The following is a 16,236-nucleotide window of genomic DNA, read 5'->3' as shown; positions in this document are numbered from 1 at the left end:
AATAGATTATGTAGTCTTTTTCGTACTCTTAATTTCCAGGAAGGATCGAACAAATAGTTTTATATAATAGTAGAACATAATGCTCATCCCGACAAAGATACTACTTTGATACCAAAACATTGAAATATCCAATCTAGCAGAAAAAGCAAATCGACCGCTCCATGCTAGTTCAATACTTACATACGCAATAAAAATTAAAAATACACAAATGATGCCATAAACAAAGACTTGAATATAGGAACGAAATTTCTCTGGTAATTTTTCAAAAAAGTAATCCATACTTAAATGCGTATTATTACCCGCAGCAATAGCAGCACCAACATTGGTTAACCAAATTAACAGTAGCGTTGCAACTTCTTCACCACTCCATACTGGAATTCGATCTAAAAATTGTCTTGAAAAAACTTGAACAAACATGATGCCTACTAAAGCAATTACGATGATAAAAGCAAGAACCTCTAGGAACTTCATGAGGTTAATTTTTTCTTTCATCTTAGTTCCTCCTTACTAAGTGAAGGGGGCAATCCCCCCTCGCACTATTTTATACTGTTTACCTTCTCAATCCATTCTTGCATTAGATCATCATAACCCTTGTATGCTTCAGCAGCCTTTTCAGCAAATTCCACCGTATCAACTTCTGTAATTTCAACACCTGCATCTTCTAATCCTTGAATAGCTTCATCTAATTCCTTCTTATGAAGCTCACTTTCAAAAGCTTGTGTTTCTTTTGCAGCTTCTTCGATTGCTTCTTTTTGTTCGTCCGTTAGCTTACTATAGATGTCCTCACTCACTAGTAGATATGCAGCTTGGAACTGGTGATTAGAAAGTGTGATATAGTCTTGTACTTCATAGAATTTATCAGAATAGATTTGTGTTAATGGATTCTCTTGTGCATCAATAACCTTTTGTTGTAATGCAGAATAGACTTCTGAAATCGGTAACGTCACAACTCTTGCCCCCATCGCTTCGAAAGCCGGAGGTGCAGTTGGAGACTCTGGCACACGAATATTCATTCCTTCTAAATCCTCTACTGATTCAATTTTCTCATTACTAGAAATCTGTCTTGGAGCTCGCATGAAATAAGTAAGTGGTCGGAAACCTTCTTCAATCATAAGTTGATCAAGCTCTTCCCCATGGTCACTTGCTAAGAACTCACTTAAATGATCTTGGTTTTCAAATAGATAAGGAATTCCAAAAATACCAATCTCTTCAACCCAAGCAGATACTGGTTCTAAACTTACAGTCCCGCCCATTGTACCGTTTTTCATACCTTCTAATGCTTCTCTTTGCGTTCCTAATGAAGCTGAATCATGTACCTCAACAACAACACTACCGTCCGTCTTTTCTTCAACTAACTCAGCAAATTTATTTGTTGCTTCTACCCAAATATGACTAGCAGGCTGGTCTAAAGAGTACTTAATTTCAACCACGTCATCACCTGAAGATTCTGATCCACAGGCTGCAAGTAAACCTATTAAAGTAATAAAACTAACTAGTAATAACAACTTTTTTTTCATTGTAATTTCCCCTTTTCTTTATTAGAAATGAATATGTCTACCTCTTTACATGTAGGCATTCCGGTCTGTGCTCCTAATTTCGTTACTGATAAAGCCGCTGCTGAATTAGCATAATCAATCGCATCCGCAATTGATTTACCAGTTGCAATCGATACAGCAAAAGCAGCATTAAAGGTATCACCAGCTCCGGTCGTATCAATTGTTTCAACTAGACAAGCTTTTACATGTTGTAGATTATTAGTTGGATTACCATAAAACACGCCACGTTCCCCGCATGTCATAATGACATAATTAGATCCATGGTTATACATATTCGCAAACAGTGATTCAATACTAGCTTCCTCCGATTCAGATGTTAGAAAAGCAATCTCTGATTCATTTGGTGTAATGTAAGTAATCTTATTTAGTAGGTCTTCTGATAATTTTGCTGCTGGAGCAGGATTTAATATAACTGGTATTTTTTTCTGATAAGCAATGTTTACTGCTGCTTCCACTGTTTCAATAGGAATCTCCAATTGCAAAACCACAACATCCGATGTATGTATTATTTCCTCTAAAGACTTTATGTGTTCTGGTGCTAGCATTGAGTTTGCACCTGGAACAACGATGATTGCATTGTCATCCTCAGCGACAGTAATATTGGCAATACCAGTTTCGACACTTGAATTAACAATTACATGGTTTACATTAACACTTTCATTGGTTAGGTTATCGATGACTTGTTTTCCATAATCATCTTGACCCACACACCCAATAAACGTTACTTCTGCACCTAACCTAGATGCAGCTACTGCTTGATTTGCACCTTTTCCACCAGGAAACTGATGAAATTTATTACCTAATAATGTCTCACCAAGTTTTGGATATCGGTTGGTTTCTGTAACTAAATCAATATTCGCACTACCGATTACCGTTATCTTTGAACGTTGCACCATCTTCTAGTCCTGGTCTCCTTTTTCTATTTGTTGATTCTCGTTGAATCAATGTCACATCAAATTCTATATCTCTACTCTCTTTATGATTGCCTTCAATTTCTTTAATAATTTGATTGGTTGCTTCTTTACCCATTTCATATATTGGTTGTTTTATGGTACTTAGCTCTGGAATAATCATATTGGTTAATGAAATTCCATCAAAACCAATGACAGCAATATCTTCTGGAACACTTAATCCAAAGGAATGAATAGCCTTGATACAACCAATTGCCATTAAGTCGTTTCCAGCAAAGATACCATCTATGCCTTTGTTTTTATTCAGTAACTCCTTTGTAGCTGTTATTGCATCATCCAACTGATAATTTGCATAAGCTACTAGTTTCTCATCAAACCATTTCATACTTTCTACGACAGATCTGTAACCTTCCAAACGCTGTTGGCCAGTAAACACATGCTTTGGCCCTGCAAGATGCGCAATTTTTATACATCCTTGCTCAAGTAAATGCTCTGTAGCGAGTACCCCACCATAGAAATTATTAACTCGTATACTTGAATTCTTAGGATTTGCACCCCGATCCAGTAATACCATAGGAAGATTTACATCCTTATAATCCTTTTCTACAAATGAATCTGAAGCTAAAATGATCCCATCTACATACTTACTTTGTAACAATTCAATCTGATCAATCTCATTTTTCACTGTGCCGGAAGAATTACATAAAATCATCGTGTAGCCATAATTATTCGCAACTTCCTCCACCGCTTTTGCTAGCTCTGGGAAAAAAGGATTTGTAATATCTGGCAAGATAAGACCTATTGTTTTCGTCTTCTTATTATTTAAACTAACTGCTATAGCACTAGGTCTATAGTTTAACTCTTTTATTGCTTCCTGCACTTTTTCAAAAGTGCTATCTTTTACATATCCATTCTGATTTATTACGCGAGAGACAGTTGCCACTGAAACCCCTGCCTTCTTCGCCACTTCTCTAATCGTTGTCATATGATTTCCCCTTAACATGTAACCGGTACCACATTTCCATTAAAAAAAACTCCCCTTTCTGTAACCGGTTTCACAATCCTGTTTACAATTCTATTTGGTATTATTAAATTTGTCAATATAAAATTTTCAAAAAAGTTTTAATCATGCAAGGGGTCTGGAATTCACGTCGGATTTAGTCATTATGCCGATGCGAGCTCTGCATTGGTGACGCTTGGATATAATGGTGCAACGGAAGCTATCGTCTCGGATAGCATTACTCTACCTTCGCTTGCCCGAATTGATTGTTTTAAATCTTGTCCATTCATCTGTTGAAAATCAGATGCCGTACAATCTAATATACGTTTCATGAATAAATTCTCCTTCATCAAATGAAAAGAAGCATGGGAAATTACAGTCCCCATGCTCCCCACTTATTTTCTTAACTTAGCCATCTCATCGGCTACGAATTGTACATTCGTACCAACAACTACTTGAATATTATTCTTATCAATGACATTGATACCTGGTACACCAGTAGCTTTAATCTTCGCTTGATTTACTTTGTCCGTATCGCGAACTTCTAAACGAAGACGAGTCGTACAGTTATCAAGAGAAGTTACGTTTTCATCTCCACCAAGACCTTCGTAAATCTCAGCAGCCATATTAGCAAATCTCTTCTGTTTGTTGCTTTCTTCTTCCGTACCTTCTTCTTCAATCAGTTCATCATCTTCACGACCAGGCGTTTTTAAGTTGAACTTCGTAATCAAGAAGCGGAATAAGAAGTAATAAATTACTGCAAATACTAAACCTTGCACTAAAAGCATGTAAGGCTCATTTGCAAGTGGTAAACGAGAACTTAGGAAGAAGTCAACAAAACCTGCACTGAAACCAAATCCTGCCGTCCATTGGAATGTTGCAGCAATAAATAGTGAAATACCAGTCAATGCTGCGTGTACTACATAAAGTGCTGGAGCTAGGAACATGAATGAGAATTCGAGTGGTTCTGTAACCCCTGTAAAGAAAGCGGCAACCCCAGCTGCTAATAATAATGATGCAGCCTGCTTTTTACGTTTTGTTTTTGCCGTATGGTACATGGCAAGTGCTGCAGCAGGTAATCCAAACATCATAATTGGGAAGAAACCAGCTTGATACATACCAGTTACACCTTTCTCCCCATTACCTGACCAGAAATTACCGATATCATTAATGCCTGCAACATCAAACCAGAATACAGAGTTTAATGCATGGTGTAGTCCAGTAGGTATTAGTAAACGGTTAAAGAATCCATATAAACCGGCTCCACCAGCACCCAGGCCGACAATTGCCTCTGCAAAGGAAACTAACCAACCATATACAACAGGCCATACAAAGAATAAAATTGCGGATGCAACAAGCATCGCTGCAGATGTCATAATTGGCACTAAGCGCTTTCCACTAAAGAAAGCTAGTGCATCTGGTAGTTGAACTTCACTAAAGCGGTTGAACATGTGAGCAGCAACTAAACCAGATATAATACCTACAAATGCATTTTCAATATTACTAAATGCTGCATCTACTGCACTTTCCTCAATTCCTTGTAGCATGGCAACAGAATCCGGTGCCAGTAACGTTATTGTCACTAAATAACCTACTAGTCCACTTAATGCTGCTGCTCCATCTTTTGTCTTTGACATTCCCAAAGCTACACCAACCGCAAAAAGGATCGGTATATTAGCGATGATCGAGTCACCTGCTTTAATTAAAAATGCTGCAATTGGATTCCCAGCTCCCCAACCATCTGGGTCAATCCAGTACCCTATACCCATTAATATCGCAGCAGCAGGCAACACTGCAACCGGTAACATTAATGAGCGACCTAGTCTTTGTAAATATTTCATCATATTGCTTTTCCTCCTAGCGTATTAATGCATTTTTTTGATGCGTTCAATATGAAGTGCGATATATCCTAGTTCTTCCTCAGGTAATTGAATATCATGCACATCCGCCAACTCTTTACTCACTTTCACAGCACATTGGTAGGAATCATGAAATTTCTTTTTTATCATTAAAAACATTTCCTCATCCAAAGTACCCGTGTTCTCTTGCTCTGCCCTTGTTAAAGCAAAACGAAGGTGGGTAATCAATCGTTCATAAGACAAATGGTCTTCATTAATGGTAATATTTAAATAGTCCTGAATCGTTTCGACCATATCTTTTAAAATAGATGTTTGCCGGACTGTTGTGCGCAAATCACCTCCTTGAATTTTCATTGTATGAATATGAAGTGCGATAAACGCTGCTTCATCAATTGGCAATGTTACTGCAATTTTTTCCTTAATATAATGGACAGCCCATAACCCTATGGAGAATTCGGGAGGATAGAGAACTTTAATTTCCTGGAGTAGTTTATTTTTTACTTCAATCCCTTCTTGCAAACGTTGAATGGCATAGGAGATATGATCACTCAAAGCAAGATAAATATGATCATTTAGCTGTGTACCAAGCTGTTTCTCCGCATAAGCAATAACTTCTTCCGCCAAAATAAAATGCTCCTCCGGGATTCTTTCCAACAGATGCTGAAGTTTATCATTTTCCGTAAGCGTAAATAGTTTCTCCACTTTATTCACGTTCACATGATCATTTTTTCCCTTTTGAAAGGCAACTCCTGCACCAATTGCAATCTTTTCTTGACCTTGATCAGTAACAATCACTGCATTATTATTTAGCACCTTTTTAATCTTCATGTTCCACCCCCCTATCTTTTTCATTTTAGGGTAACCAAAGAATTTTATTCCACGTTAAAAATAACCGTTTCCCCTGCTTTACAATCCGCTACTTGTCCCTTATGGTAATTTTTTCCTGAATTACTACTATCGGTAAACACAATCGGGGAGATGATATCTTTCGCGTTCTCTTTAATAAAGTTCAGGTCCACATCCATCAAATGATCGCCAACCTTGACGTTATCCCCTTGGCTAACATGGACCGTGAATCCTTCTCCTTTTAATGCAACGGTTTCTAAACCAATATGAAGTAAAATTTCAGAACCGTCTTCAGCCTTAATACCAATGGCATGCTTCGTTGGCGCTACTTGAATAACCTCACCATTTACTGGCGCAACAATCTTCCCATCTGTAGGAATAATCGCAGCCCCTTCTCCCATCATTTTCTGACTAAAAACAGGATCTGGTACCTCCTCAATAGATACCAACTTGCCGGTAATAGGGGCATATACTTGAACTTCATTTGATTCCTTTGATTTATTAAAAAGCTTTTTAAACATATCTAATTCCTCCTTATGTAATCTAACAAAGTTGTTTTTATTATTTAGTTAGTAGTCTTTCCCAGTTTCCTGCACTTTACTTTTAAAACAATAAAATCAAAAAAAGCATGAGGAACTAAGAATAGTCAAAACTATTCTTCTGTTACCTCATGCCTGATCGTATCAGTCACATGTGATCAATATTTATTGTTGCTATTATAATATCATAGTATTTTAGGGAATTCAATAGGGTTTTGTAAGCGATGTCAGTCGGTGCTTGGTAACACGAGTCGCACCGCAAAATATGCCACAGAACCCTAATCTGTAGCATATTTTAAATAATAAACTAATACAGACACACTCTAAACAAGTACTCACACTACTTCATTTGCAAGGAAACAGCACCATACAACCCTGCTTTATTTCCCAAGCTTGATTTCAAAATTTTAACATCCGAAAAGCTGTCCATTATATAATCCTGAACTTTTTCAGAGACCTTAATCACAGATAAATTCTGCTCCATTATCCCTCCCCCAACAATAACCGCTGCTGGGTTGAAGATATGGATAAGATTAGAGATTCCTATCGCTACTTCTTCTGTCCAATTATCAAATACTCGCTGTAATTCTATGTCATGAGCCATCTTTTCAAATAGTATTCTTCCATTTTTATATTCTGAATTAACTTTAATTGCTTCCTTAACTAAGGCTGTGGTTGACGCATATCGTTCGTAACAACCTGCATGCCCACAATTACAAGACCGACCTCCAGGGTGCGTTACCATATGGCCAAATTCACCTGCCACCCCATTTAAACCTTTATACAAACCTGAGTTGATAACAATACCACCACCAATGCCGGTACCGTATGTTAGAAAGATTAAGTTAGAATATTTCTTACCAGCTCCAAAATAATGTTCCCCTAGAGTAGCGGCATTAACATCATTCTCAACCATGACAGGAACTTGGAATCTTTCCTCTAGTTTTTGTTTAATCTTAGTACCTGTGTAATTAGGGATATTATCATTTGCATAAATAATATATCCTTCTTCTGAATCCACCTGGCCAGCAGTACTAATACATATTACATCAATATTTGGGTATTCTGAGATAATAGTTTCTAGTTTCTTTAGTATAAAGGGACCACCTTTGTCACTTTCCGAATCTGTTTCGTGAAACTCTTCAAAATTGCCCATCTCATCTGAAATACCAAATTTAATATTTGTACCTCCGATATCAGCCGCAAATACTTTCATAAGACACCCCAAAACTTTAGCAAGTTTTACTCATCTAGAGCACTTACTAAGTGATTATAAAATTCTTCACTTGTGGTAGATTCAAAAAGGTTTCTCATTACTTCATCATCGCCTAAAATACCTGCTAATTCGGATATTAAGGATAGATGGGAATTCGAATCAGTTGCGGAAAATGTGATAATCAACTTAATAGGGTCAAAATTTTCCGACCCAAATTCTACAGGAGGATTAAGAGTAGTAAAACTTAACCCTATTTCATTTGCACCATATTCTGGTCTGGTGTGTGCCAAAGCAATATGGTTTCCTAATACAATATAAGGGCCGTTTTCCTTTAAAACATTAACCATCGAGTCTATGTATTCTTGCTCAATGGCGCCTTTTTCTAATAATCTTCTGGAAGATTTTCTAATAGCATCTTCCCAATCAGTTGCTTGAAGCCCAATTTCTATATCTTTTGCAGTTATCATTTCTTTTAGCATGGTATACACTCCTTGATCAATTAATTAAATTCAGAAATGAGGTTGGAGATTTGAACTTCTCTTAAGGATACTACCTTCTTATAATAACTTTCAAAATTACTATATTTTGTCTCTTCATTTGGGACTATAATCGTTTTTACTCCAGCACGATTTGCTGCAATTAAACCATTTTGTGAATCCTCTATAACGACCGCTTCTTCCTTATCTACTTTTAAATTATCAATGGCCTTAAGGTAAAGGTCTGGAAAAGGCTTGATTCTTTCTACATCGTCAGCTGTTACTAAATAGTCAAAGTAATCAATTAATCCTAATCTAGTTAAGTGTTTCACCGGTTTTGCTCTAACAGAAGACGTAGCTAATGATAAACCTAAACCTTTTTCTTTAACAGATTTTATAAAATCAACAACGCCTTCTTTGGCTGGTAAGTTATCGCTTTTTTCGATAAATAATTCCATGGTGTCTTCTAAAAATTTTTCTCTATCTATTGAAATGTCCATCTTCTCTTCTAATTTACTAAATAAACTTTCATAGTTGGACCCAACACATAAAAGGAATTCTTCTACTGTTAAATTATAGTTATGATTCGTTTTAAACCACTCTACATATAGGTCATGCCAAATTGCTTCTGAATCAATTACAACACCATCAAAGTCCATTATTACTGCCTTTAGCATTTCATTTCTCCTTTCAGACCATAACTAAAAGATACGGCGAAGTTCAGAGCAATGCTCCATTTACACTTCGCCATTTTTATCATTATTAATAAATGGTTACACTTATAACGTTTTTGATTCTTGTTGTGAATCTTTTAGTTTATTAACCAATTCATCATACTGTGGTGCATTCAAATAGTCCACAATATCAATATGGTAAACATTCGGTTGTAATTCTTTTACACGGTCCATTAGTGATTGGTGAGTGACAACTACATCACACTCTGTAGGTAAATCACTTACAGATAGGTGGAACACATTAATATCTTCTAATCCAGCTTTAATAATCTTCTTTTGTAAGATAGACGCACCCATGGCACTTGACCCTAATCCTGCATCACAAGCATAAGCAATCTTCTTTACAGACGCAAAGTCAAATTCTTTAGCAGTATTTTCTTCTGAATCGAATACAGAAGAAATACGGCTCTTTTTACCTTTTAATTGTTCCATTTGAGTTGCAGCACTCTTTAGTTGTTCTTCATTATCATCCGTTTTTCTAACAAACGGAATAGAGGTAACAAATGTAACAATACATGCTGCTATAATACCGGCATATATACCTACATGATCACCCATCGAAGCCATGATGGAAATAGCAATAATACTTCCTGGTGAGGCAACACCTACTAAACCAACATCAAATAGGGTAAATACAAATGAACCAGTCATTCCGCCTAAGATTAAAGGGAAGATTAATACCGGTTTCATTAATACGAATGGGAAGTAAATCTCGTGAATTCCACCAAAGAAATGGATAACACTTGCCCCATACGCAGTACCTTTTGTATTCCCTCTTCCAAAGAACATATAAGCTAGTAAAATACCTAATCCTGGTCCAGGGTTAGACTCTAGTAGAAATAGAATTGATTTACCAAAATCAGATACTTGTGTAATACCTAGAGGAGTTAACACACCTTGACCAATTGCATTATTAAGGAATAAAATCTTTGCAGGCTCAATGAATATTGCGGTTAATGGTAATAAGCTATATTCCATTAAGAAATCAACACCTGCGGCTAAAACCTTAGTTAACGAAACAATAATAGGTGCCACAGCTACATTACTTATAATTGCTAACCCCGCCCCAATAATACCCGAAGACAAGTTGTTAATGAGTAGTTCAAAGCCTGTTGGAATTCTATTTTCAATTAATGAATCAAATTTTTTCAAAATCCACGCAGACAATGGACCCATAACCATTGCACCTATAAACATAGTAATCTCACTGCCAATAATTAATCCCATCGTCGCAACTGCTGCGATTACAGAACCTCTGTACCCATAAACCATCTTACCACCAGCAACAGCAATAAGTAATGTTAAAAGATAGTTTAGCATTGGTCCAATAAAGCTCTGTAATAATTCATTACCTAAAGCGATACCAAGAGCTGTAAGAATTCCCCATGCCATAAAAGCCCCTAAGTTTGGTAAGACCATATTACTTAATTTACTACCGAATGTTTGAGCCTTCGATCGAAACGACATATTTCTTCCCCCTCGTTTTTATCTTTCAAATTTACAATTCGACTTCTTTATCTTCTGCAAGTGAGCGTTCAATTGCATCTACAACTCGTAAAGAATCAAGAGATTCCTTCGGAGTGATGATTGACTTTGTATTATGGATGATGTTATTTACAAACGCCATTAACTCTTCTGCTAAGTCCCCAGCTACTTGTCCATTTGTATAATACCAATGTCTTGAATCAGGGTATTGGATTCGTTTATCTGTTACAAAACGAACACCATTATCACTTGAATCCACATAAGCGACGCCTTTTGTACCAACTAGTTCTAACTTATCATCAATGCTTGTTGGTGAATTTTCTGGTAGAACCCAACATGCTTCTAAACACGCGATTGCACCATTTTCATACGTTACGATTGCATAAATAACATCTTGCATTCCGTGCTCTTTTAATAGTACACTTCTACCTTTTGCAAATACTTTCACAGGTTCGCACCCCATGTACCAATTGATATAATCAATATCATGAATCATAACGTGCATACTTAAGTCCGAACTACCGATATATCTTTTCGGTCCTGTAATAGGGCTATTTCTTCTACAGTATAGATGGATGATTTCACCTAATTCGCCTTCATCAAGTGCTTGTTTAACCATATTAAACCTTGGATCAAATCTTAGTAAGAATCCAGTTGTAAACACTTTGTCATAGTCCTTCGTAATTTCATATAAAGCCTGTCCATCTTCTAAGGTTTTAGCTAATGGTTTTTCTAGTAAAATATGTTTGTTATATGCAACAGCAACTTCAACCGCTTCTCTATGGATATTATCAGGTAGTACAATACTTACTGCATCAATTTCAGGATTAGCTAGCATTTCTTTATAATCTTTATAAGCCTTAACACCAAACTGTTGCTCTACTTCTTTTCTTCTTTCATCATTAAATTCACAAACTGCTACTAATTCTACTAATGGTAACTTTTGATAGATTTCTGCATGATAAGTACCCATTTGCCCCATTCCGATAACGCCAACTCTTATACTCACGAATATCATCCTTTACTTGTTAATTTTTTGTGTTAATAAGTGTCATCGTATTACTTAAATGAATGTTAATTTGCTTCCTTTATATAATCTGTAAACCTCTTTGTAATTAGTTGCGGCCTTGTAATAGCACTTCCAACTACAACAGCATATGCACCTAATTCTAAACATCTTTTCGCTTTTTCTGGAGTATCGACATTACCTTCAGCTATTACCGGTACATCTAAAGCATCTAACATTTCTCTTAATAACAAGAAATCATCCTGAGCAATGTTCATACCTTTTGATTCTTCGGTATAACCAATTAATGTTGTTGATACGCAATCAAACCCTAGTGATTGAGCTTGTCTTGCTTCTTCCAGAGTTGCCACATCAGCCATTAAATATATATTTGGAACCATCTTTTTAATCTGTTTAACAAATTCCTCTAGTGACTCATGATGAGGACGCTTTCTTTTGGTTGCATCTAAAGCAATCATGCTACAATCAGAAGTTGCCAACTCTTCAATCTCACGCATCGTTGGTGTAATATAAATTGGTGAATCTTTATAATCTCTTTTAACAATTCCTATTACAGGCAAATTCGTATTCTTCTTAATTTCTGAAATATCTGCTGCACTATTTGCCCGAATTCCTACTGCTCCACCTTCAGTTGCCGCTTTTGCCATTCTCCCCATTATAAGCGGGCTATGTAATGGCTCATCTTCTAAAGCTTGACAAGATACGATTATGCCACCCTTCACTTGATCCAATATCATCTATTCGCCTCCCTTGCCATTTGCAATCGTTTACAATTAGTATTTTAGATAATCCTCCTTTTTTTGAATAAATACACCATAAATTTCTTTATTTTTTGGAGTTTTATTCCATAAACATATTATAGCACCCTTTTTCAATAATTCAATAAAAAGTGGAAACTATTTTCATAGTCTAAAAGAATCAGAAAACTACTCCATAATCTTATTTAAGATAGACTTAGCGATTTCTTGTTTGAATGCATTGGATTGTTCCTTATTTTTCAAGGCATATCCAGTAGTTAATATATCGATAACAAGTAATTGTGATATCTTTGCAGAAAGAGATCCACCATCAATCAGTGATTCCTTCATTGCAGTACTTAGTACCAGGTCAGAAAGTTGCGCAATAGGAGATAAGATAAAATTAGTAATAGCAATTACGATTGCATTATTATTTTTTGCTATTGAAATAGATTCATAGACATCCCTTGTTCTTCCCGACAGGCTAAGTACAATTACAACGTCATTATCTGTTAGAGTTGCAGCCTCCATAGATTGAAAACGGGCATCGATGACAGCTTTTACCGTTCTTCCAATTCTAAGAAAACTCGCTTGTGCTTCCTGTGCAGCTAACCCACTTGCCCCTACACCAAAAATAAAAATTCTTTCTGCTTTCTCTAAGACTTCAATTGCCCTATTTAATACTTTTTCATCAATCAAAGAAATCGTATTATTTATTGCTTGATTGAAATTACTTTGAATTCTATCAATGTAGGAGTCAAATGAAGGATTTTGTTCCGTTAAATCTTCCATTGCAATTTGCAGTTTCAGATCCTGAAAACCATCAAATCCAATTTTCTTACAAAAACGTATGACCGTTGCATCACCAACCTTTACAGTTTGAGTTACCTCCTGAATAGATTGATAAATGATTTCTTTTCCTACTTCTTTAATATAGTCAGCTATCTTCTTTTCTGACTTGGTTAAATCGGAATAGCATGAATTGATAAGGTTTAAATATTTCATAAAAATTTCTCCAATCTCTTAGAATGTTGAATATTCATCTAAAGCTCTTTTTGTATTTGTGTGCTTATGGTATCACAATTTCTGAAAAACTGTAATACTTTTGGAGTTATACTCCATTTTTCAAGAAACTAGTTTGGAAGATTTACCTGGAACGCGAAATACTATTTAGAGAAACCAAAAAGACTGTTAAAAAGATGGCTAAAAAGCACAATCGTTTCAACAGTCTTACAAACTTATTATGTTTTTAAAAGTTATTTCGAATCCATCCAGAATAGTTAATCTTTGAATTTGTATAGGATAAAATTGCATTGCCAAAGAATTACCACACCTCTTCCTCCCCCAATCAACAGGCATATCCCAAATAATTGGCGAACAGAGACCACTCAGTTTCCATTCAGGGCTTCCTTCACATCACATCGAATTTCCACCTTTTCATTAATCCAGACATATTGCATATCGGTATATATTATATCTACTAATCCTGCTTCATTTAATAAAGTTCGTATAAGAGGTTAATAGGTTCTCTTGTAGATTTATGTCTTCTTCTTTCTTTAAATGCCTCAAAACGAAGCATGATTGAGTATTAATTTAACAGTATTGCATTGTAAGATATTGTGGGGATATACTTCAAAATATAAATTAATTGAAAAACGCCCTCTATAACAGACTGGCTGGTTACATGGATCTGCTATAGGGGAATTTAGCATCCAGCAGGAAAATCTATACAAATAAAAAAAGATTAAAATTAGGTGTTACCTAACTTTAATCTTTATTGATGGGACAGTAAGGAAAGTCCAATTTATAAAAAGTAGACAGACTCTCTCCTAACTAGGCGAAGTTCCCAGTATTTATAGTACTACTAAATAAGTCAACGCGCCCTAGAGGATTCGAACCTCTGACCCACAGCTTAGAAGGCTGTTGCTCTATCCTGCTGAGCTAAGGGCGCAAAAAAATATATCAACATACAATTGTATGGAATTTGTATGATGTAAGTAATCTATCTAAAGTAATGGGCCTGAGTGGACTCGAACCACCGACCTCACGCTTATCAGGCGTGCGCTCTAACCAGCTGAGCTACAGGCCCAAATGAATAATTTGGAGCGGGTGAAGGGAATCGAACCCTCGACATCAGCTTGGAAGGCTGGAGTTTTACCATTAAACTACACCCGCATTTAATATAGATTTGTTATTAAATTCTTGTTCACGCAAGATCATGCCCTTGCGTCTTCTAGTTTATTCGAGGAGGTGTATTCCTCAGGGCAACTCGTAGTTAATTCGGTAGAAGAGTCGCTCGTGGCTGGAGTTTTACCATTAAACTACACCCGTATTAGAACAGTATAAATGGTGGCTCGGGACGGAATCGAACCGCCGACACACGGATTTTCAGTCCGTTGCTCTACCGACTGAGCTACCGAGCCGCATAAGTATATGTATATTCAATATCAACAATATGGTTAACCTTGTTATCTGCATCTCTTCCTAATATATCTAAGGATATATGTTTGAATTTCGGGGAGAAGCATTTTATTGTAAATTTAAGCGAACAGTTAGTTGAGTTTATATGGAGGAGGTAGAGGGATTCGAACCCCCGCGCGGTTTGACCCGCCTGTCGGTTTTCAAGACCGATCCCTTCAGCCAGACTTGGGTATACCTCCGAATTAATTATCCTCTTTTTCTCATGTAGGAGCTTAACTAGTAATCTATCATAATAATTTCCTTGCACTAGCCTATGAGATAAGAGTCAATTAAATAATATGGAGCCTAGCGGGATCGAACCGCTGACCTCCTGCGTGCAAGGCAGGCGCTCTCCCAGCTGAGCTAAGGCCCCGTTTTTTATGATGGTCGGGAAGACAGGATTCGAACCTGCGACCCCATGGTCCCAAACCATGTGCTCTACCAAGCTGAGCTACTTCCCGTTAATATGGCGCGCCCGAGAGGAGTCGAACCCCTAACCTCTTGATCCGTAGTCAAACGCTCTATCCAATTGAGCTACGGGCGCATGTGGTGCCGAGGACCGGAATCGAACCGGTACGGTAGTCACCTACCGCAGGATTTTAAGTCCTGTGCGTCTGCCAGTTCCGCCACCCCGGCAAAAAAATAGAGCGGAAGACGAGATTCGAACCCGCCCACCGCATAATGATGAGCCATGAAGGATTCGAACCTTCGACCCTCTGATTAAAAGTCAGATGCTCTACCGACTGAGCTAATGGCTCATTAAATAAATGATGCCGGCCAGAGGACTTGAACCCCCAACCTACTGATTACAAGTCAGTTGCTCTACCAATTGAGCTAGGCCGGCATAGTAAAACTCACTTATTAAGTTTATGATTATTGCCGTGTGGACCCCTGCATCTACAAGCATATTCAAGGAAGTATATCCTTCGGGGTTACTCGAAGCTTACTCGGTAGAAGTGAATGCTCGTTGCTCTACCAATTGAGCTAGGCCGGCATAGTATATTTTACATTTTGATTTAATGGTGGAGGATGCAGGGCTCGAACCTGCGACCCCCTGCTTGTAAGGCAGGTGCTCTCCCAGCTGAGCTAATCCTCCACATGGTGACCCGTACGGGATTCGAACCCGTGTTACCGCCGTGAAAGGGCGGTGTCTTAACCGCTTGACCAACGGGCCAGGTAAATTAGACTAATAAAACACAATAAAATAATTTCACAGGTAGATTCAAGAGAAAAACTTCGAATCTACGAATAACGAACAGCCGTTATTTACCCTTAAGGTACTGTGAAATACTATATTGCCTGGCAACGTCCTACTCTCACAGGGGCAATGCCCCAACTACCATCGGCGCTGAGAAGCTTAACTGCTGTGTTCGGTATGGGAACAGGTGTG

At 37.2% G+C, this 16,236-nt stretch carries 14 protein-coding genes, 13 tRNA genes, 1 rRNA gene and 1 pseudogene; all 29 read right to left on the bottom strand.

What is annotated here, in order from left to right:
- Positions 1–6 precede the first annotated feature (6 nt).
- Positions 7–492 (bottom strand): TRAP transporter small permease, encoded by a 486-nt coding sequence (locus TY11_RS12365; RefSeq protein ID WP_052345819.1) that lies wholly within the window; start codon positions 490–492, stop codon positions 7–9.
- Positions 493–536: 44 nt separating this feature from the next.
- Positions 537–1,517, bottom strand: a complete 981-nt coding sequence (locus TY11_RS12360; protein ID WP_042146606.1) for a TRAP transporter substrate-binding protein — start codon at positions 1,515–1,517, stop codon at positions 537–539.
- Positions 1,514–2,452: a ribokinase gene (gene rbsK, locus TY11_RS12355; protein ID WP_042146605.1), complete on the bottom strand. Its 939-nt coding sequence runs from the start codon at positions 2,450–2,452 to the stop codon at positions 1,514–1,516. Before rbsK ends, TY11_RS12360 begins: the two co-directional genes overlap by 4 nt.
- On the bottom strand, positions 2,418–3,452 hold the full coding sequence (locus tag TY11_RS12350) for a LacI family DNA-binding transcriptional regulator (RefSeq protein WP_042146603.1): 1,035 nt from the start codon (positions 3,450–3,452) through the stop codon (positions 2,418–2,420). The genes rbsK and TY11_RS12350 overlap by 35 nt, the downstream gene beginning before the upstream one ends.
- A 182-nt stretch (positions 3,453–3,634) precedes the next feature.
- Positions 3,635–3,799, bottom strand: a pseudogene (locus TY11_RS20145) (DUF7916 family protein); the annotation flags it as partial.
- A 63-nt stretch (positions 3,800–3,862) separates the two neighbouring features.
- Positions 3,863–5,311 carry an N-acetylglucosamine-specific PTS transporter subunit IIBC gene (gene nagE / locus TY11_RS12345; RefSeq protein WP_042146601.1) on the bottom strand — a complete coding sequence of 483 codons (1,449 nt, stop codon included), beginning with the start codon at positions 5,309–5,311 and terminating at the stop codon, positions 3,863–3,865.
- Between the two features lie 21 nt (positions 5,312–5,332).
- Positions 5,333–6,154, bottom strand: coding sequence for a PRD domain-containing protein (locus TY11_RS12340; RefSeq protein ID WP_042146600.1), 822 nt, complete (start codon positions 6,152–6,154; stop codon positions 5,333–5,335).
- Positions 6,155–6,198: 44 nt separating this feature from the next.
- Positions 6,199–6,693 (bottom strand): PTS sugar transporter subunit IIA, encoded by a 495-nt coding sequence (locus TY11_RS12335; protein ID WP_042146598.1) that lies wholly within the window; start codon positions 6,691–6,693, stop codon positions 6,199–6,201.
- 358 nt (positions 6,694–7,051) lie between these two features.
- Positions 7,052–7,927 carry an ROK family protein gene (locus TY11_RS12330; protein WP_042146596.1) on the bottom strand — a complete coding sequence of 292 codons (876 nt, stop codon included), beginning with the start codon at positions 7,925–7,927 and terminating at the stop codon, positions 7,052–7,054.
- A 26-nt stretch (positions 7,928–7,953) separates the two neighbouring features.
- A complete protein-coding gene (locus tag TY11_RS12325) occupies positions 7,954–8,406 on the bottom strand; it encodes a PTS sugar transporter subunit IIA (RefSeq protein WP_042146595.1) in 453 nt (150 codons plus the stop codon).
- A gap of 20 nt (positions 8,407–8,426) precedes the next feature.
- On the bottom strand, positions 8,427–9,080 hold the full coding sequence (locus TY11_RS12320; protein WP_042146593.1) for an HAD family hydrolase: 654 nt from the start codon (positions 9,078–9,080) through the stop codon (positions 8,427–8,429).
- Between the two features lie 102 nt (positions 9,081–9,182).
- Positions 9,183–10,604, bottom strand: a complete 1,422-nt coding sequence (locus tag TY11_RS12315; RefSeq protein WP_042146592.1) for a PTS mannitol transporter subunit IIBC — start codon at positions 10,602–10,604, stop codon at positions 9,183–9,185.
- Positions 10,605–10,635: 31 nt separating this feature from the next.
- Positions 10,636–11,631 (bottom strand): Gfo/Idh/MocA family protein, encoded by a 996-nt coding sequence (locus TY11_RS12310; RefSeq protein WP_369797410.1) that lies wholly within the window; start codon positions 11,629–11,631, stop codon positions 10,636–10,638.
- A 65-nt stretch (positions 11,632–11,696) separates the two neighbouring features.
- Positions 11,697–12,383 carry an N-acetylmannosamine-6-phosphate 2-epimerase gene (locus tag TY11_RS12305; RefSeq protein ID WP_197025095.1) on the bottom strand — a complete coding sequence of 229 codons (687 nt, stop codon included), beginning with the start codon at positions 12,381–12,383 and terminating at the stop codon, positions 11,697–11,699.
- Between the two features lie 192 nt (positions 12,384–12,575).
- Positions 12,576–13,391 carry a MurR/RpiR family transcriptional regulator gene (locus TY11_RS12300; RefSeq protein ID WP_042146586.1) on the bottom strand — a complete coding sequence of 272 codons (816 nt, stop codon included), beginning with the start codon at positions 13,389–13,391 and terminating at the stop codon, positions 12,576–12,578.
- 872 nt (positions 13,392–14,263) lie between these two features.
- Positions 14,264–14,337: transfer RNA gene (locus tag TY11_RS12295), tRNA-Arg, on the bottom strand.
- A gap of 64 nt (positions 14,338–14,401) precedes the next feature.
- Positions 14,402–14,475: transfer RNA gene (locus tag TY11_RS12290), tRNA-Ile, on the bottom strand.
- A 12-nt stretch (positions 14,476–14,487) separates the two neighbouring features.
- Positions 14,488–14,561, bottom strand: a tRNA-Gly gene (locus TY11_RS12285).
- Positions 14,562–14,733: 172 nt separating this feature from the next.
- Positions 14,734–14,809, bottom strand: a tRNA-Phe gene (locus TY11_RS12280).
- A 144-nt stretch (positions 14,810–14,953) separates the two neighbouring features.
- Positions 14,954–15,046, bottom strand: a tRNA-Ser gene (locus TY11_RS12275).
- Positions 15,047–15,146: 100 nt separating this feature from the next.
- A tRNA-Ala gene (locus TY11_RS12270) sits at positions 15,147–15,219 on the bottom strand.
- Between the two features lie 11 nt (positions 15,220–15,230).
- A tRNA-Pro gene (locus TY11_RS12265) sits at positions 15,231–15,307 on the bottom strand.
- 6 nt (positions 15,308–15,313) lie between these two features.
- A tRNA-Arg gene (locus TY11_RS12260) sits at positions 15,314–15,390 on the bottom strand.
- Positions 15,391–15,393: 3 nt separating this feature from the next.
- Positions 15,394–15,482 (bottom strand) — tRNA-Leu (locus TY11_RS12255).
- Positions 15,483–15,531: 49 nt separating this feature from the next.
- A tRNA-Lys gene (locus TY11_RS12250) sits at positions 15,532–15,604 on the bottom strand.
- A 13-nt stretch (positions 15,605–15,617) separates the two neighbouring features.
- Positions 15,618–15,690 (bottom strand) — tRNA-Thr (locus tag TY11_RS12245).
- Between the two features lie 176 nt (positions 15,691–15,866).
- Positions 15,867–15,942: transfer RNA gene (locus tag TY11_RS12240), tRNA-Val, on the bottom strand.
- Positions 15,943–15,945: 3 nt separating this feature from the next.
- Positions 15,946–16,020 (bottom strand) — tRNA-Glu (locus TY11_RS12235).
- A gap of 123 nt (positions 16,021–16,143) precedes the next feature.
- Positions 16,144–16,236 (bottom strand): 5S ribosomal RNA (gene rrf, locus TY11_RS19855); the annotation flags it as partial.

Source organism: Paucisalibacillus algeriensis (genome assembly GCF_000577245.1).
Taxonomy (GTDB): domain Bacteria; phylum Bacillota; class Bacilli; order Bacillales; family Amphibacillaceae; genus Ornithinibacillus.
The sequence above is the reverse complement of the archived record's forward strand: the minus strand, read 5'-3'. Positions and strand labels throughout refer to the sequence as shown.